Origin of the sequence: Streptomyces sp. NPDC057002 (assembly GCF_042673825.1) — a bacterium.
Taxonomy (GTDB): Bacteria; Actinomycetota; Actinomycetes; order Streptomycetales; family Streptomycetaceae; genus Streptomyces.
Window position 1 is genome coordinate 85,756 of the sequence record NZ_JBHURZ010000012.1, and the last position, 15,927, is coordinate 101,682.

The window sequence follows — 15,927 nt, forward strand, 5'->3', positions numbered from 1 at the left end:
GTGCACACTTGCAGTGGGACGAGTGCCTGACTGCGGGGTGATGCAGATGCACAGCCGCTTCCGGAGCGACCGGCGGTTGACCACCCGTATGGGGATCACGCTGTTCCTGCTCGGGTTGTTGTACGTGGGGTTCGTGGCGGCGCTGATCGTGCTGCTGAAGTCCTGGGTGCTCGTCGTGGTGATCGCGGCGGGACTGTTGGGGGCTCAGTACTGGTTCTCGGACCGGATCGCGCTGTACGCCATGCGCGGGCGGGTCGTGGAGCGGGAGGAGTTTCCCGAGCTGCACGGGGTCGTGGACCGGCTGTGTGCCATCGCGGACATGCCCAAGCCGGTGGTGGCCGTGTCCGAGATGGACATGCCGAACGCGTTCGCGACCGGGCGGAACCCGGACCACGCCGTGGTCTGTGTGACGACCGGGCTGCTGCGGCGGCTGGAGCCGGCCGAGCTGGAGGGCGTCCTCGCGCACGAGCTGTCGCATGTGGCGCACAAGGACGTCGCCGTGATCACGGTCGCCTCGTTCCTCGGTGTGATCGCGGGGCTGATCGTGCGGTTCGCCTTCTACTCTCAGTTGTTCGGCGGGGGCCGCAGGGACCAGAACACCGCGGTGATCTTCGCGGCGGTGATGGGCGTGTCGGCCGCCGTGTACGCGCTGAGCTTCCTGCTGATCCGGGCCCTGTCCCGGTACCGGGAACTGGCCGCCGACCGGGCGGCCGCGCTGCTCACCGGCCGGCCTTCGGCGCTCGCCTCCGCGCTCACCAAGGTCTCCGGCGACATCGCCCGCATCCCGAACAAGGACCTGCGCACGGCCCAGGCCTTCAACGCCTTCTACTTCACCCCGGCACTGGGCCGCGACCCCGGTGTGGCGCGGCTCTTCTCGACCCACCCGAGCCTGGAACAGCGGCTCGACCAACTGGGCCGGATCTCCGCCGAGCTGGGCGAGGCGGCGGCACCCGGAGGGGTGTGAGCGAATGGGGCTGCTGGACATTCTGCTCGGCCGTACGAAGCCGGTCACACCGGATCTCGACCGGCTTTTCGCACTGCCCTCGGCGGCCGTGACCCTGGAGGCCGCGGCGGGCTTCACCCCGACCGGGCAGGGCGCGGTGTGCTTCGCCACGGTCGAGGGCGCGGCCTTCGAACAGACCCACCGCGAGGTGCAGGCCCTGCTGGACGCCGACACCGAGCGCGACGGCCCGCCGGTGGAACTGCGGCAGGACGACTACGGCTACTCCTGGCTGGTCTCGCGCCGCGCCCCCGAGCAGCTGCACGCGCTCGTGAACGACCTGCACGCCGTGAACAGCCAGATGGAGGTCAACGGCTTCGGCCCGCAACTGCTCTGCTCCCTGGCCGGGTTCCGGAACCGGGCCGGCCGGCGGCTCGCGCTGGTCTACCTCTACAAACGCGGCACCTTCTACCCGTTCGCGCCCCTGCCGGGCGACGAGGCGCAGCGGCGCGACAACGGGCTGGAGCTCCAGGTGCGGTCGGCGCTCGACGGCGACCTGCGGATCGAGCAGGATCTCGGCCGCTGGTTCCCGGTGTGGGGAGCGCCCGGACTGTGACCGCCGCTCACGGGCCTGCGCGGCGTGAGTGAATGACCGTATGAGTGAGCTGGAGCTGATCCCCTTCATACACACCCTCGGCGGTGAACGGCTCAGCGGGCTGTACCGCGGAGCCGGTGCGCCGGCGAGAGCGACTGCCGTGGTCCTGCACGGCGCGGGCAACGGCAGCAAGGAGCGGCTGGTGCCGCTGCTGTCCGAGTTCGCCGCGCACGGCTGCCACGTCCTCGCCTTCGACTTCACGGGCCACGGGGAGAGCACCGGCCGGCTGCCGGAGCTGAGCCTGCGCCGCCGCTTCGAGCAGGCCGTGTCCGTGATCGACGCGCACGCGCGCGGGGACGGGCCGCTGATCCTGGCCGGGTTCAGCATGAGCGGTCAGACCGTGGCCGATCTCGCCCGGCACTACGGGGACCGGGTGGCGGCGCTGGGGCTGTGCGCGCCCGCGGTGTACGCGGCCGAGGCGTGGGACGTGCCCTTCGGGCAGGACGACGGGCGGTTCAGCGAGATCATCCGCCGGCCCGGCAGCTGGCGTGCGTCGCCCGCGCTCGACGCGCTGCGGGCGTACGAGGGGCGGGCGGTGCTCGCGGTGCCGGGCACGGACGAGGTCATCCCGCCGGCCGTGACGGAGGCCGTCTCGGAGGCGCTGGCCCGGCGCGCCCAGTTCACCCGCTGGGAACTGCCCGAGGCGGAGCACCGGTTGGGCCTGTGGTTCCGCGACCGTCCCGAGGACCGGCGGGCGTTCGTCACCGCCCTCCTGACCGGGCTCGGCGAGCAGGGCTGGACGGCGACCCGGGCTTGGGTGGCCAAGCAGCTCCCTGAAGGCCGTACAGTCGACAAGTCGTCTTTTCTGCAGGGCGGTTGGAGTGCCCAGATGCGGCGGCTCACCCTCGACGACGGCACCGCCCTCGCCCTGCGGACCTTCGTGAAACCCTTCTTCCGGCGGCACGCCCCCGGGCTGCTGGCCCGAGAGGCGGACGTGCTCACGCTGCTGGCCGGGCAGGAGGGCGTGCCGGCCCCCGGCCTGATCGGCGTGGACGCGACCGCCGAGCACTGTGACCATCCGTCCCTGTTGATGTCCGTGCTGCCGGGGCGGGTCCGGGTCGACGAGGAGGACCTCGACGCTCGCGTGGAGCTGCTCGCGGCTCAACTCGCCGCGATCCACCGGGTCGTCCCCGAGGAGCGTCCGCGCGCGTACCAGGCGTGGACGTCACCGACGGCCGTTCCCCCGGGCTGGGAGCGGGCCGTGGACGTCATCCGCCGCGATCCCCCGCCGTACGAGGGCTGTTTCCTGCACCGGGACTTCCACCCCGGGAACGTGCTGTTCACAGGCTCGGGGCCCGGTCTGCGGATCGGCGGTGTCGTCGACTGGGTGGAGACCTCCTGGGGTCCCGCCGATCTGGACGTCGCCCACTGCTCGACGGCGCTCGCGCTGCTGTACGGCCCGGAGTACGGCCTCGGATTCCGGGAGCGCTACGAGGCACACGGCGGCCGGCCCCTGGCCGACGGCCCGGACCATCTGTACTGGCGGCTGCTCGACGCTCTGGCCTACGTCCCCGACGCGGCGAAGCTGGCGGTCCCCTGGCGGGAGCTGGGACGGACCGACCTGACACCGGAGGTGCTGGCCGGGCGGCTGGAGGCTTACGTGGCGGGGCTGCTGGAGCGGTACGGCCCGGCCTGAGCGGTGGTGACCGGTGCCGGTGACGGCCGATTGTCAGTGGCGTCCGCGATGATGCGGTCAGATCAGTCGGGTCGGAGGGGCTGGACGAGTGGAGGCCGGCATGGGCGGCGGGGCGCGGCGGTACATCGGGGTGGCGGAGCGGCGGGCCCGCCTCGCGTTGCGGCAGCGCCTGGCCGGGCGGGCGCGAGCGGGGACGCCCGAGGAGGTCGCCGGTTCGCTCGTCGCGTTGCACGGCACGGACCCGGCGACGGTGTACCTGGCCGTGGGCGCGCGGCTCGCGGACCCGGCGGAGACGGTGGCGGAGACCGGGCGCGCGCTGTACGAGGACCGTTCCCTGGTGCGGATGCACGGCATGCGGCACACCGTGTTCGTGTTCCCCACGGCCCTGACCGCCGTCGTGCACGCCTCGACCGGCCTGGCGGTCGCCGCCCGGGAGCGGTCCACACTGCTCAAGCACATGGCGACGGCGGGGGCACCGGACGCGGCCTGGCTGGAGGAGGTCGAGGAGTCGACGCTGCGGGCCCTCGCCCGGCGCGGGCAGGCCACGGCCGCCGAACTCGCCCGTGACGAGCCGCGCCTGCGGGAGCAGTTCGTCTACGCGGCCGGGAAGAGCTACGAGGGGACGCACACGGTCTCGACCCGGCTGCTCAGGGTGCTGGGCGTCGAGGGGAAGCTCGTACGCGGCCGACCGCTCGGCTCCTGGACGTCCGGCCAGTTCCGCTGGGCTGTGGCGCCCGAGCACCCCGAGATGGACATCGCCGAGGCGCAGGCGGAGCTGCTGAGACGGTGGCTCGGCGCGTGCGGTCCCGCGACCGAGGCCGACCTGAAGTGGTGGACGGGGTGGCGGGTGACGGAGGTCCGCAGGGCGCTGGCCGCGATCGGAGCGCGGGAGGTGTCCCTGGACGAGGGCACGGGATACGTGGCCGACGGGGATGCCGGCCCGGTGTCCGCCCCCGACGAGCCCTGGGCCGCGCTGCTGCCCGGCCTCGACCCGACCACGATGGGGTGGCGGCAGCGCGACTGGTATCTCGCGGCGGATCTGCGGGCCCCGCTGTTCGACCGCAGCGGCAACGTCGGGCCGACGGTGTGGTGGAACGGCCGGGTGGTCGGCGGGTGGGCCCAGCGGCCCGACGGGGAGATCACCTGGCGGATCCTCGACGAGGAGGGCATCGGCCGTGAGGCCCGCGCGGCGATCGGGACGGAGGCGGAGCGGCTGAGCGGGTGGGTGGGGACGACCAGGATCACACCACGCTTCCGCACACCGCTCGAGAAGGAACTGGCGGCGGGGTAGGCGGGTCCTCGGGGCCTCAAGTCCGTACGTACACGCCCGCGCGTGCCGCCGTCGCGGCGGCCTCGGCGGCCCGGTCGGCCGTGGCGCCGTCGAGCCGGGCGCCGCTGATCAGCAGGTGGTAGTAGAGCGGGGCGGAGACGGCGCGGATCACTTCGTGCGTGTCGGTGCCCTCGGGCACCTCGCCCCGGTCGACGGCCTGCCGCACACAGGGAGCCCATTCCCTGACGCGGATGTCGTAGAAGCGCCGCAGCGCGGCGGCCGTCCTGGGGTCGCCGGTGGCGGCGGCGATCAGCGCCTTGAACAGCGGCCCCTGCCGGGGGTCCGTCAGGGTGCGCTGCACGAGCCGGGCGTTGGCCGTCAAGTCGCCGAGCAGCGAGCCGGTCTCGGTGCGCGGCGCGGACTGCTCGGCCATGTCCAGCAGGAGGTCGGCCACCAGCCCGGTGACCGTCGCCCAGCGGCGGTAGACGGTCGTCTTGCCGACTCCGGCACGGCGGGCGATGTCGGCCAGGTCCAGGCCGGTGAAGCCCTGCTCGGTCAGGGCGTCCTCGGCCGCCCGCAGCACCGCTTCCCGTACCCGCGCCGTGCGCCCTCCCGGCCGTACGGTCCCCGGCTCGCCTCCGTCAGCCATAACGGCACTCCCGTTCCATTAAGCGGTTCACCCTGCTACCTTAGTGACCACTAACGGAACCACAGACCCGTTAACCGAGATCGAAAGAGGCCGCGATGGAGTACAGACGATTGGGCGCGTCCGGACTCATGGTTCCCGCGCTGAGCTTCGGAGCCGGCACCTTCGGTGGGCAGGGCCCGCTGTTCGGCGCGTGGGGCACGACCGACGCGCGGGAGGCGCGCCGCCTGGTGGACATCTGCCTGGACGCCGGGGTCACGATGTTCGACACCGCCGACGTCTACTCCGCCGGCGCCTCCGAGGAGGTGCTGGGGCAGGCGATCAAGGGCCGCCGGGACCAGGTGATCGTCTCCACCAAGACCGGCCTGCCGATGGGCGACGGACCGGGCGACGCGGGCTCATCCCGTTCCCGTCTGATCACCGCCTGCGAGGACGCCCTGCGCAGGCTCGGCACCGACCGCATCGACCTCTTCCAGCTCCACGCCTTCGACGCCGGGACACCGGTCGACGAGGTACTGGGCGCGCTCGACACACTCGTCCAGGCGGGCAAGGTGCGCTACACCGGCGTCTCCAACTTCTCCGGCTGGCAGGTGATGAAGTCCCTCGCGGCCGCGGAGAGGCACGGCCACCCGCGCTACGTGGCCCACCAGGTGTACTACTCCCTCGTCGGCCGCGACTACGAGTGGGAACTCATGCCGCTCGCCCTCGACCAGGGCCTCGGCGCGATCGTCTGGAGCCCGCTCGGCTGGGGGCGCCTCACCGGCAAGGTCCGCCGAGGCGCACCGCTGCCGCCCGAGAGCCGGCTGCACCGCACGGCCGACTACGGACCGCCCGTCTCCGACGAGCACCTCTACGACGTGGTCGACGCGCTGGACGAGATCGCGGAGGAGACGGGCAAAGCCGTGCCGCAGATCGCCCTCAACTGGCTGCTCCGGCGGCCGACGGTGTCCTCCGTCATCATCGGCGCCCGCGACGAGCGGCAACTGCGCCAGAACCTCGGCGCCGTCGGCTGGAGCCTGACCCCCGAGCAGGTGGCGAAGCTCGACGCGGCGAGCCACCGCCCGGCTCCCTACCCCCACTTCCCTTACGAACGCCAGGAGGGCTTCGCCCGGCTGAACCCGCCGGTGTTCCCCGTGCCGGGAACACCGGCGGGAGAGCCTCAGCGCGCGTAGCGCATGAACGCCCGCACCATGTGACACGTCGTGTCCGACGGCGGGTGGACGCCGATCTGTTCCGCCGCGCCGCGGATCGTCTCGTTACGGGCCTGGTTCGGCATGTAGACGCCGGAGTCGAGCAGGGCGATGGCGAGTCGCATCGCCTTGAGGCGACGGTTGTGCGTGACGTACCACTCGCGCGGCCGGCCCGGCGGCAGCGGACGCTTCTCCACGGGCACATACGGCAGGTCGAGCAGGACGGGACGCTTCGCGGTGGACTGGGTGGGCAACGGCTTCGACTTCAGAGCGGCAGCGGGCACAGGCATCCTCCTGTCGCGGTCGGGCGGCTCACCGAGGTCGTCTGCGACCCCGGCGCCACCCTCGAACACTGCTTACAGTTTACCGCCCGGCACTGACAACGGGGAGTCCGCCGAGAGCCGCAAATACCCTGGTGAGCAGGGAAATTGGCGTCGCGTCACGGCAGGTCCGCGAGGGGCGCATGAGTCGGCAGAAATTCGAACAATGGCGGCAGCGCGTACCGTGACCCCCATGGAGATCTGGATCAATCCGGCCTGTTCGAAGTGCCGTAGTGCCGTGTCGCTGCTCGACGCCGAGGGGGCCGACTACACCGTCCGCCGCTACCTGGAGGACGTGCCGAGCGAGGAAGAGATCCGTGGCGTCCTCGAGCGCCTCGGGCTCGAACCCTGGGACATCACCCGCACCGGGGAGGCGGTCGCCAAGGAGCTCGGGCTCAAGGAGTGGCCGCGGGACGCCGGTTCGCGTGACCGGTGGGTCAAGGCGCTCGCCGAGCACCCGAAGCTGATCCAGCGCCCGATCATCACCGCGGACGACGGTACGGCCGTGGTGGGCCGTACCGACGAGGCCGTGCGGGACGCCCTCTCCCGCTAGAACCGCACCGTGACGCAGGTCACTTCAGTGACTCCTGTAACCGCTGAGTAACCTCGTTCGGTATCTCGTACATAGCGACGTACGCTCCCCTACCTCTTCAGGAGGCGCGCATGTCGCGTAGGAGAACTCTCGGTCCGAAGAAGAAGATCGCGCTGCTGGTGAGCGCGGTGACCGTGGCGGGAGGCGGGGCCTTCGTCATGGCGAGCACGTCGAACGCCACGCCGCCGGCCACCGACACCAAGTCGGCGGCGGAGTCGACGGCCTGCCTGGGACTCGCCACCGCTCTCGGCAACAACGAGAAGTTCATCGCGGACCAGAAGGCCAACCCCGACGCTCAGTCGGAGGCTCGGATCGCCAACCGCGAGGCGGTCGTCGAGGAGATCAAGCGGAAGCAGGAGGCGTCGGGGTGCACGGTTGGGGAGTCGGCTCAGGACTCCCAGGCCGCGCAGCCGTCGCAGCCCGCGCAGGGCGGTGAGCAGGCCGGCGGTGAGCAGGCCGGCGGCGGTCAGGACGCTGCCGGGGGCGCCGAGGCCTCGCAGCCCGCGGAGTCCGCCCCGGCGGAAAACGCCGGCGGTGGCGCCGCTGCCTCCGGGCAGCAGGTGTGCAACGGCTCCACCGTCACGCTCTCCGGCGAGGGCGGTGCCCCTGCCGCGTCCAGCAACCAGTTCCCGGTCGGCACGCAGCTGAAGGTCACCAACCTGGACAACAACAAGTCCACGACGGTGGAGGTCACCTCGGTCTCCGGCAGCTGTGCGCTGCTCAACAACGCGGCCTTCGAACAGGTCCGTGAGCCCGGCAAGTTCCTGATCCGCCGGGCCGTGATCGAGAAGGTGGGGTGATGCCGGACGGCCGAACGGGTCACTGAGGCGGCGGCCCACCCCTCGGCCGCCCCCTCGTACGTGTCACCGGTCCTGCTGCTCCCGGCCAGGAGCAGCAGGACCGGCACGTCCGGGGTCACACGGGCGACGGTCACCGGCTTGACGGAGGGGAGCCGGTGACCGCCACCTCCACGGGCGAAAACGCCCTCTCGGCGTGAAGTACGGCACGGGCACACCAGGTAACACGGGGTTCACATTCGAGCAATGGCCGGGAAATCGCCCGTTGACAGGCTGCCGGACAGTTGACGCGGCGCACCGGTGCCGCAGCGCCGCAGCACCCGCGATACGCGCCCAGACACACCCCCGAAGGATGTGGCCCGTGACCTTCAAGGCTGAGTACATCTGGATCGACGGCACCGAGCCGACGGCCAAACTGCGTTCCAAGACCAAGATCATCACGGGCTCGCCCGCCGGTCTCGACGCACTGCCGATCTGGGGCTTCGACGGGTCGTCCACCAACCAGGCCGAGGGCCACGCCTCGGACTGCGTCCTCAAGCCGGTCTTCACCTGCCCCGACCCGATCCGCGGCGGCGACGACATCCTGGTGCTGTGCGAGGTCCTGAACATCGACCTCACCCCGCACGCCAGCAACACCCGTGCCGCGCTGGCCGAGGTCGCCGAGAAGTTCGCGGCCCAGGAGCCGATCTTCGGTATCGAGCAGGAGTACACGTTCTTCCAGGACGGCTACCCGCTCGGCTTCCCCAAGGGCGGCTTCCCGGCCCCGCAGGGCGGCTACTACTGCGGTGTCGGCGCGGACGAGATCTTCGGCCGTGACGTCGTCGAGGCGCACCTGGACAACTGCCTGGAGGCGGGCCTCGCCATCTCCGGCATCAACGCCGAGGTCATGCCCGGCCAGTGGGAGTTCCAGGTCGGCCCGGTCTCCCCGCTGGAGGTCTCCGACCACCTGTGGGTGGCCCGCTGGCTGCTCTACCGCACCGCCGAGGACTTCGACATCGCCGCCACCCTCGACCCGAAGCCGGTCAAGGGCGACTGGAACGGCGCCGGCGCGCACACCAACTTCTCCACCAAGGCGATGCGCGAGTCCTACGACGCGATCATCACCGCCGCCGAGTCGCTCGGCGAGGGCTCCAAGCCGCTCGACCACGTCAAGAACTACGGCGCCGGCATCGACGACCGTCTGACCGGTCTGCACGAGACCGCCCCGTGGAACGAGTACTCCTACGGCGTCTCCAACCGCGGTGCCTCGGTCCGTATCCCGTGGCAGGTCGAGAAGGACGGCAAGGGCTACATCGAGGACCGCCGCCCGAACGCCAACGTCGACCCGTACGTGGTGACGCGTCTGCTCGTCGACACCTGCTGCTCGGCGCTGGAGAAGGCCGGCCAGGTCTGATCCGCTGAGTTCCTGAGGGGGCGCTCACCGTTCGCGGTGGGCGCCCCCTTTCGCCTGCCTTGCCGTCGTGGCTTTTCGCGCAGTTCCCCGCGCCCCTGACGGGGCGCGGGTGTCCAAGCAGTGAGAGGAGGGTCCCGGTGCGGGATCAGCTCTGCTTCAATGGGGCCATGGCCAGCTACCGGAAGCACACCTCGACGGGTCGTCATGACCTCGAGCCCTTCTGGCCGTCCCGTCAGGACTACGACTTCGACCGGGTGTGTTGCCGCGCGACGAACGCGCCGGCCCTCTAAAGCCGTACACCCCCGGCCTTCGGCCAGCGCGAACCGCGTACGTCCCTCGGCGAGCCCGACCACGAACTCGCGGCCGTCGACCTCTCCGACGAACTCCTCGCGCGAAAGAGCTGACCTCTCATGGCGACCACTCGTTCTCTGTCCACCGCCGCCCTCAACACCACTCCGGCGAACAGCGCCCGGCATCGGCTGCGTGCCGTCGACCGGGACGAGGTGGTGACCGTCGCGGATCTGCTGCCGCCGGGTGCCACCTGGCTTCCGGCGCCGCAGCACACGCTGCCCACACTGCCGGGCCAGCCGCCGATGATCGGCTATCTGGTGCTCGTCCCGGCCGACCAGCAGCCGCCGTTCCCGGTGGCAGTGCCGGACCGTCCGGAGCCCGTCGCCCCCGAGGCCGGCCCCGAGCCGGGCGGCGAGTCGCTGATCCGCGTCGACACCGTGCAGCGCACCGCCCAGGTGGCCGGCCGGCCGCTCGACCTCACGTATCTGGAGTTCGAGCTGCTCGCCCACCTGGTGGCGCACCCGGGCCGGGTGCACACCCGTGACCAGCTGGTCGGCACGGTGTGGGGCTACGGGCACGTGGGCGACGGCCGCACGGTCGACGTCCATGTCGCCCGGCTGCGCCGCAAGCTGGGCGCGGAGCACCGCGACACGATCCGGACGGTACGCCGGGTCGGATACAAGTACGTGCCTCCCGTCAGCCGCTGAACCACCGGCCCCGCCCGCCTGCGAGTCCGCCGGCGGCTCTGCTGACGGCAGACCCCCATTCCCTACCGCCGTTCCACCGGGCAGAGTCAGCGGCATGAGGCTACTGATGCTGGGTGGTACGGAGTTCGCAGGTCGGGCCGTCGTGGAGGCGGCCCTGGGACGGGGCTGGGAGGTGACCGTCTTCCACCGGGGACGGCACGAGGCTCCGGCGGGCGCGCGGTCGCTGCTCGGCGACCGCACCGCGCCCGGCGGTCTCGCCGCCCTCGCCGACGACCCGGGCGAGTGGGACGTCGTCGTCGACACCTGGTCGGCGGAGCCCCGGGCGGTGCGGGACACAGCGCGGCTGCTGCGGGGCCGCGCCGGCCGGTACGTGTACGTGTCGAGCTGCTCGGTGTACACATGGGCCCCGCCCGCCGGGTACGACGAGGACGCGCCCCTGGTGGAAGGTGCCGCCGCCGACGCGGAGCAGACCGCGTACCCGCAGGACAAGCGCGGCGGTGAACTGGCCGTGCTGGACGCCTTCGGCGAGGACCGGTCGGTGCTCGTCCGGGCCGGGCTGATCCTCGGCCCGTACGAGAACATCGGCCGGCTGCCCTGGTGGCTGGGCCGCATGGCGCGCGGTGGTCCGGTACTCGCCCCGGGCCCGCGCGAGCTGCCTCTTCAGTACGTGGACGTCCGGGACCTGGCCGAGTGGATCCTGCTCGCCGCCGAGCGGGAGCTGAGCGGGCCGTTCAACCTGGCCGGTCCGCAGGGACACGCCACGATGGGCGAACTGCTGGACGCGTGTGTACGGGTCACCGGCGGCGGTGCCGAACCGCGGTGGACCGAGCCCGAGGTGATCCTGGAAGCGGGCATCGAGCCGTGGACCCAGCTGCCGGTGTGGGTGCCGCCGGGCAGCGACCTGCACGACGCCCTGCACAGAGCGGACGTCTCCCGGGCGGTGGAGTCGGGACTGAGCTGCCGGCCCGTCGCCGAGACCGTGACCGACACCTGGAACTGGCTCCAGGACATCGGCGGCACGGCACCCCAGCGGCCGGACCGGCCGCGCTCGGGGCTCGACCCGGAGGTGGAGGCGAAGGTGCTCGCGGCCGGCGGAGACGTATGAACCCCCCGCACCGCTGTGCCTCCTGAGGTGTACGTAGCACCACCCCTTGACCGGGTGTCCCGGCCCAGTGACCCCGCTCCCCCGCTCGGCAAGACTGACGTCATGACCATCGACACGAAGAGCGGTTACAGGGGAGCGAAGGGGCGGGGCGTCGCGCTCGCCGCGCTACGGGGGCTGGGGGTGGCCCTCGTCTCGTTGCCGGGGGCGGTGTTGTGCTTCACCCTGTCGTTGGTGTCCATCGGGCTCATCCCGATCGGCGTCGGGCTCGTCACCACGCCGTACGTACTGAAGGGCGTGCGGGCGTTCGCCAACTGGCGGCGGGTGCTCGCGGCGGAGTGGGGCGGGGTGCGGATCCCGCCGGCGTACCGGCCGCTGCCGAAGGACGCCAACCCGTGGGCGGCCACGTTCGGGATGCTGCGCGACCCGGCGACCTGGCGGGACCTGATGTGGCTGCCGGTCGACATGACGGCCGGCTTCCTCACCGCGCTGCTGCCGGCCGCGCTGTGGCTGTATCCGCTGGAGGGCTTGGCGCTCGGGGCCGGGCTGTGGCGGGTCTTCCCCGACGGTTACTGGTACGGCTTCGTCAAGGTCACCGGGCAGGTGTCCGCGCTCGGTGCCGCCCTCCTGGGCCTGGTCGTCCTGTTCTTGGCGCACTTCCTGACCACCCGGCTGCTGGACGTCCACTTCCGGCTCACCCAGGCCGTCCTGGGCTCCGGCCAGGGCGAACTGGCCGAGCGGGTGCGGGTCCTGACCGAGACGCGGCGCGACGCCGTCGACACCTCCGCCGCCGAGCTGCGGCGCATCGAGCGGGACCTGCACGACGGGGCCCAGGCCCGGCTCGTCGCGGTGGGCATGGACCTGGGGACCATCGAGGCGCTCCTCGACAAGGACCCGGCCAAGGCCAGGGAACTGATCGCGCAGGCCCGTACGTCGTCCGTCGAGGCCCTGGCCGAACTGCGCGAGCTGGTGCGCGGCATCCATCCGCCGGTCCTCGCCGAACGCGGGCTCGGCGACGCGGTACGGGCGCTGGCGCTGCGGCTGCCGGTGACCACCGAGGTGAACGTGGACCTGCCCGGGCGGGCGGAGGCGCCCGTGGAGTCCGCCGCCTACTTCGCCGTCAGCGAGGTCCTCACCAACGCGGTGAAGCACTCCGGAGCCGACCGGATCTGGGCCGACCTGCACCACGCCGACGGGATGCTGCGGGTGTCCGTCACCGACAACGGCAAGGGAGGTGCGGTGATCGAAGCCGGTTCCGGACTCTCCGGAGTCGAGCGGCGGCTCGGTACATTCGACGGCGTCCTGGCCGTCAGCAGCCCCGCGGGCGGTCCCACCATGGTCACCATGGAGATCCCTTGCGCGTTGTCCTAGCCGAAGACCTCTTCCTGCTGCGCGACGGACTCGTCCGGCTGCTCCAGGCGCACGACTTCGAGATCGCGGCGGCCGTCGAGTCCGGTCCCGAACTGGCCGCCGCCCTGGCCGAGCTGGAACCGGACGTCGCCGTGGTCGACGTGCGCCTGCCGCCCACGCACACCGACGAGGGGCTCCAGTGCGCGCTCGACGCCCGCCGCGAGCGGCCCGGCCTGCCGGTGCTGGTGCTCTCCCAGCACGTGGAGCAGCTCTACGCGCGTGAGCTGCTCGCCGACGGCAGCGGCGGAGTCGGGTACCTGCTGAAGGACCGGGTGTTCGACGCCGAGCAGTTCGTGGACGCCGTACGGCGGGTCGCCGCCGGGGGTACGGCGATGGATCCGCAGGTCATCCAGCAGTTGCTGGCGCGCCGGTCGGGCGACGACCGGCCGCTGGCGCGGCTGACGCCCCGGGAGCGGGAGGTGCTGGAGCTGATGGCGCAGGGCCGGACCAACGCGGCGATCGCCGGGCGGCTGGTGGTGACGGAACGGGCCATCGCCAAGCACACCGCGAACATCTTCGCCAAACTGGGACTGGAGGTCTCGGACGACGACAACCGCCGCGTGCTGGCGGTTCTGGCCTATCTCGACCAGGGCCGGTGAAAGCGGACCCGCTGGTTCACCGACTGTGGGGGATCAGCAACTGCCGGTACCGAATAGGCTGTTGAGAACACAGAGCCCTCACGAATCTCGCATCAATTTCAGAGACATCTGAACACCCCTGGGACCACCTCCGTATGGAAGGGAGCCGCTTCACTCCTGTCGGGCGCCTCGATGCCCCCGAAAAAGGAAGTCAGAGGAGTTCCATGGGACGCAACACAAGAAAACGCCGGACGCCGATGGCCACCAAGGCCATAGCCGCATCGGCGGCCCTAGCGCTCGGTGGGGGCGGGCTGATCTGGGCAAACTTCTATGCCTCGGCGCATGAGGAGAACTCGGCGAACCAGACGAAGTCCGCGGGTGCGCAGGTCGCCACGATCCAGTGCCCGGACGTCGGACAGAGCCTGACCGACGTGCCGGACGGCGCTCGCCAGGGCGTGGACAAGGAGCTGGCGAACCTCGACAAGCAGATCAGCGAGGCCTACACCCGGCTCGCCTCCACGCGTCAGGCCCAGGCCGGTGACTCCGGCTTCGTCAACAACGCCATCCTCGGCCCGCTGAAGTCGAAGCGGACCGCCGCCATCGACCGGATCGGCATCAACATCAAGCGTGTTGGTGGCCAGGCCCCGGACAACCTCGCCCAGATGGCCGAGTGCCAGGGGATGAACGCCGACGCGAACACCAACGACGGCCAGGCCGGGGGCGATCAGAACCAGGACGGCCAGAACCAGGACGGCCAGGACGGCCAGGACGGTCAGAACCAGGACGGCCAGAACCAGGACGGTCAGGACCAGGGCCAGGACCAGGGTGGTCAGGACCAGGGTCAGGACCAGGGCCAGGGCGGCAACGGCGGTCAGGGCGGCAACGGCCCGGCGGCCGCGGACTTCGTCAACATCGAGGAAGTCCAGCCGAACTCCCGCAACCTGCCGAACGGTCTCGCGGCGAACGGTGACGGCGGCTCCACGGGCACGTTCACCACGCAGTGCGGCACCAACGAGAACGAGAACCGCAACTCGGACAACGTGATCGTGGCGCCCGGCGTGTCCAACGGTGCCCAGCACCAGCACGACTACGTCGGCAACCAGGCCAACAACGCCTTCGCGAGCGACGAGGACCTGGAGAACGGCGAGACGACCTGCCAGAACCAGGGCGACAAGTCCACGTACTTCTGGCCGGTCATCCGGATCCAGGACGGTTCGGACGACATCGACGCGGGTCAGCCCGGCGGTGGCCAGGACGGCAACGTCGGCAAGATCGTCGAGCCCGCGCAGGCGGAGCTGAAGTTCGTGGGCAACCGCACGAGCGACGTCGTCGCCATGCCGAAGGCCCTGCGGATCATCACCGGTGACGCGAAGTCCTTCACCAACGGCCTGAACAACGCCAACACGTCCTGGACCTGCACGGGCTTCGAGGACCGTCAGGTGACGGACAAGTACCCGATCTGCCCCGACGGCAGCAGCATGGTCCGGCTGTCCAACTTCCAGAGCTGCTGGGACGGCCAGAACATCGACAGTGCCAACCACCGCACCCACGTGGACTTCGTGGAAGCGGACGGCAGCTGCTCGAACGGCTTCCAGGCCATCCCGCAGCTCCAGGTCCGTCTGGTCTACGACGTGCAGGCGCCGCAGATCAACAATGGACAGGTCCAGAACGCTTTCGCGGTGGACTCCTTCCCGGAGCAGCTGCACAAGCCGATCACGGACCACAACGACTTCATCAACTTCTTCGACGAGAACGTGATGAACGAGATGGTCCAGTGCATCAACAACGGCGAGAACTGCCAGTAGTCCTCAGCCAGTAGAAAGCCGGCGGTGGGAATTCCCACCGCCGGCTTTCTCACGCTCAGCCGCTGTGGCCGCCACCGTCGTGACCGCCCTTGTTGTGGCTGCCGCCGGGGTTCATGTGCTCGGACCCTTCCTCCATGGTCCCGCCGAGGGTGCTCTGCAGCGCCGTGACCGTCTTCTGCTGGCCCACGGCGACCCACTTGCGGCCGACGAGGTAGTAGCCGCCGTAGTCCTTCGCGCCGTTCAGCCACTCGCGCTGGCCGCGGTCGGTGGAGAAGGTCGCGAGGACGTACTTCTCCTTGCCCTTCTTGCAGAGGGCCTGGCGGATGGTGTCGGCGTCGGTCTGCATGTTCGGCTTGCACTTGGCCTCGGCCGCGATGTGCTCCAGGCTGCCGCTCACCTCCTTCGGCACGGCTGCCTCGTCCTTGCCGCCGGATCCGCAGCCGGCCAGCGCCAGTATCGCCACCGCGCCGCTCAGCGCGAGCATCGGTCGGGTCACCCTCATCTGTTCCTCCGGTCCTTGTCACGGCACGGTCCGGACGCATGCCGCACGGAGCCCCGGCAAGGGCTCTCGCCTTCGATACGGCTGCGGAGCCCA

17 protein-coding genes are annotated in these 15,927 nt (G+C 71.1%); 14 read left to right on the forward strand and 3 right to left on the reverse strand.

What is annotated here, in order from left to right; translation table 11 throughout:
* Nucleotides 1–46: 46 nt before the first annotated feature.
* The 4 genes from htpX (at nt 47) to ACFT32_RS40935 (ending at nt 4,522) form a co-directional block, all read left to right on the forward strand.
* The gene (htpX, locus tag ACFT32_RS40920) at nt 47–964 is read left to right on the forward strand and encodes a zinc metalloprotease HtpX (RefSeq protein ID WP_382499337.1); all 918 of its coding nucleotides are present in this window, start codon (nt 47–49) and stop codon (nt 962–964) included.
* Nucleotides 965–968: 4 nt separating this feature from the next.
* Nucleotides 969–1,556, forward strand: a complete 588-nt coding sequence (locus tag ACFT32_RS40925; protein ID WP_382499338.1) for a hypothetical protein — start codon at nt 969–971, stop codon at nt 1,554–1,556.
* Between the two features lie 40 nt (nt 1,557–1,596).
* Complete coding sequence (locus ACFT32_RS40930; RefSeq protein ID WP_382499341.1) at nt 1,597–3,231, forward strand: alpha/beta fold hydrolase; 1,635 nt, start codon at nt 1,597–1,599, stop codon at nt 3,229–3,231.
* Nucleotides 3,232–3,331: 100 nt separating this feature from the next.
* The gene (locus tag ACFT32_RS40935) at nt 3,332–4,522 is read left to right on the forward strand and encodes a winged helix DNA-binding domain-containing protein (protein ID WP_382499632.1); all 1,191 of its coding nucleotides are present in this window, start codon (nt 3,332–3,334) and stop codon (nt 4,520–4,522) included.
* Between the two features lie 16 nt (nt 4,523–4,538).
* On the opposite strand, the gene ACFT32_RS40940 is transcribed toward ACFT32_RS40935, so the two are convergent.
* Nucleotides 4,539–5,150: a TetR/AcrR family transcriptional regulator gene (locus ACFT32_RS40940; protein WP_382499344.1), complete on the reverse strand. Its 612-nt coding sequence runs from the start codon at nt 5,148–5,150 to the stop codon at nt 4,539–4,541.
* A 95-nt stretch (nt 5,151–5,245) separates the two neighbouring features.
* On the opposite strand from ACFT32_RS40940, the gene ACFT32_RS40945 reads away from it, so the two are divergent.
* Nucleotides 5,246–6,319, forward strand: coding sequence for an aldo/keto reductase (locus ACFT32_RS40945; RefSeq protein ID WP_382499345.1), 1,074 nt, complete (start codon nt 5,246–5,248; stop codon nt 6,317–6,319).
* Here ACFT32_RS40945 and ACFT32_RS40950 read toward each other — a convergent pair.
* Nucleotides 6,307–6,621: a hypothetical protein gene (locus tag ACFT32_RS40950; RefSeq protein ID WP_382499347.1), complete on the reverse strand. Its 315-nt coding sequence runs from the start codon at nt 6,619–6,621 to the stop codon at nt 6,307–6,309. The two genes, ACFT32_RS40945 and ACFT32_RS40950, sit on opposite strands and share 13 nt — an antisense overlap.
* A 229-nt stretch (nt 6,622–6,850) precedes the next feature.
* Here ACFT32_RS40950 and ACFT32_RS40955 point away from each other — a divergent pair, with 229 nt between their 5' ends.
* From ACFT32_RS40955 to ACFT32_RS40995, 9 genes are all read left to right on the forward strand, one after another.
* On the forward strand, nt 6,851–7,210 hold the full coding sequence (locus ACFT32_RS40955) for an arsenate reductase family protein (protein WP_382499350.1): 360 nt from the start codon (nt 6,851–6,853) through the stop codon (nt 7,208–7,210).
* Nucleotides 7,211–7,320: 110 nt separating this feature from the next.
* Nucleotides 7,321–8,049 carry a hypothetical protein gene (locus tag ACFT32_RS40960; protein ID WP_382499352.1) on the forward strand — a complete coding sequence of 243 codons (729 nt, stop codon included), beginning with the start codon at nt 7,321–7,323 and terminating at the stop codon, nt 8,047–8,049.
* Between the two features lie 358 nt (nt 8,050–8,407).
* Nucleotides 8,408–9,439: a glutamine synthetase gene (glnII, locus tag ACFT32_RS40965; protein ID WP_382499354.1), complete on the forward strand. Its 1,032-nt coding sequence runs from the start codon at nt 8,408–8,410 to the stop codon at nt 9,437–9,439.
* A gap of 167 nt (nt 9,440–9,606) precedes the next feature.
* Nucleotides 9,607–9,729: a hypothetical protein gene (locus tag ACFT32_RS40970; RefSeq protein ID WP_382499356.1), complete on the forward strand. Its 123-nt coding sequence runs from the start codon at nt 9,607–9,609 to the stop codon at nt 9,727–9,729.
* Nucleotides 9,730–9,849: 120 nt separating this feature from the next.
* Complete coding sequence (locus ACFT32_RS40975) at nt 9,850–10,437, forward strand: winged helix-turn-helix domain-containing protein (RefSeq protein WP_382499357.1); 588 nt, start codon at nt 9,850–9,852, stop codon at nt 10,435–10,437.
* A gap of 94 nt (nt 10,438–10,531) precedes the next feature.
* The gene (locus ACFT32_RS40980; RefSeq protein WP_382499359.1) at nt 10,532–11,542 is read left to right on the forward strand and encodes an SDR family oxidoreductase; all 1,011 of its coding nucleotides are present in this window, start codon (nt 10,532–10,534) and stop codon (nt 11,540–11,542) included.
* Between the two features lie 102 nt (nt 11,543–11,644).
* Nucleotides 11,645–12,910, forward strand: coding sequence for a sensor histidine kinase (locus ACFT32_RS40985; protein ID WP_382499361.1), 1,266 nt, complete (start codon nt 11,645–11,647; stop codon nt 12,908–12,910).
* The gene (locus tag ACFT32_RS40990; protein ID WP_382499363.1) at nt 12,895–13,548 is read left to right on the forward strand and encodes a LuxR C-terminal-related transcriptional regulator; all 654 of its coding nucleotides are present in this window, start codon (nt 12,895–12,897) and stop codon (nt 13,546–13,548) included. Before ACFT32_RS40985 ends, ACFT32_RS40990 begins: the two co-directional genes overlap by 16 nt.
* A gap of 203 nt (nt 13,549–13,751) precedes the next feature.
* The gene (locus tag ACFT32_RS40995; RefSeq protein ID WP_382499365.1) at nt 13,752–15,332 is read left to right on the forward strand and encodes a DUF1996 domain-containing protein; all 1,581 of its coding nucleotides are present in this window, start codon (nt 13,752–13,754) and stop codon (nt 15,330–15,332) included.
* 55 nt (nt 15,333–15,387) lie between these two features.
* Here the strand turns inward: ACFT32_RS40995 and ACFT32_RS41000 are convergent, their stop codons facing one another.
* A complete protein-coding gene (locus tag ACFT32_RS41000) occupies nt 15,388–15,834 on the reverse strand; it encodes a hypothetical protein (RefSeq protein WP_382499367.1) in 447 nt (148 codons plus the stop codon).
* Between the last annotated feature and the right edge of the window lie 93 nt (nt 15,835–15,927).

Coding starts and splice junctions, on each gene's coding strand:
- ACFT32_RS40995 (WP_382499365.1), top strand. CDS start 13,752: ATGGGACGCAACACAAGAAAACGCCGGACGCCGATGGCCACCAAGGCC.
- ACFT32_RS40940 (WP_382499344.1), bottom strand. CDS start 5,150: ATGGCTGACGGAGGCGAGCCGGGGACCGTACGGCCGGGAGGGCGCACG.
- htpX (WP_382499337.1), top strand. CDS start 47: ATGCACAGCCGCTTCCGGAGCGACCGGCGGTTGACCACCCGTATGGGG.
- ACFT32_RS40970 (WP_382499356.1), top strand. CDS start 9,607: ATGGCCAGCTACCGGAAGCACACCTCGACGGGTCGTCATGACCTCGAG.
- ACFT32_RS40955 (WP_382499350.1), top strand. CDS start 6,851: ATGGAGATCTGGATCAATCCGGCCTGTTCGAAGTGCCGTAGTGCCGTG.
- ACFT32_RS40935 (WP_382499632.1), top strand. CDS start 3,332: ATGGGCGGCGGGGCGCGGCGGTACATCGGGGTGGCGGAGCGGCGGGCC.
- ACFT32_RS40960 (WP_382499352.1), top strand. CDS start 7,321: ATGTCGCGTAGGAGAACTCTCGGTCCGAAGAAGAAGATCGCGCTGCTG.
- ACFT32_RS40985 (WP_382499361.1), top strand. CDS start 11,645: ATGACCATCGACACGAAGAGCGGTTACAGGGGAGCGAAGGGGCGGGGC.
- ACFT32_RS40975 (WP_382499357.1), top strand. CDS start 9,850: ATGGCGACCACTCGTTCTCTGTCCACCGCCGCCCTCAACACCACTCCG.
- ACFT32_RS40980 (WP_382499359.1), top strand. CDS start 10,532: ATGAGGCTACTGATGCTGGGTGGTACGGAGTTCGCAGGTCGGGCCGTC.
- ACFT32_RS40945 (WP_382499345.1), top strand. CDS start 5,246: ATGGAGTACAGACGATTGGGCGCGTCCGGACTCATGGTTCCCGCGCTG.
- ACFT32_RS41000 (WP_382499367.1), bottom strand. CDS start 15,834: ATGAGGGTGACCCGACCGATGCTCGCGCTGAGCGGCGCGGTGGCGATA.
- ACFT32_RS40925 (WP_382499338.1), top strand. CDS start 969: ATGGGGCTGCTGGACATTCTGCTCGGCCGTACGAAGCCGGTCACACCG.
- ACFT32_RS40930 (WP_382499341.1), top strand. CDS start 1,597: ATGAGTGAGCTGGAGCTGATCCCCTTCATACACACCCTCGGCGGTGAA.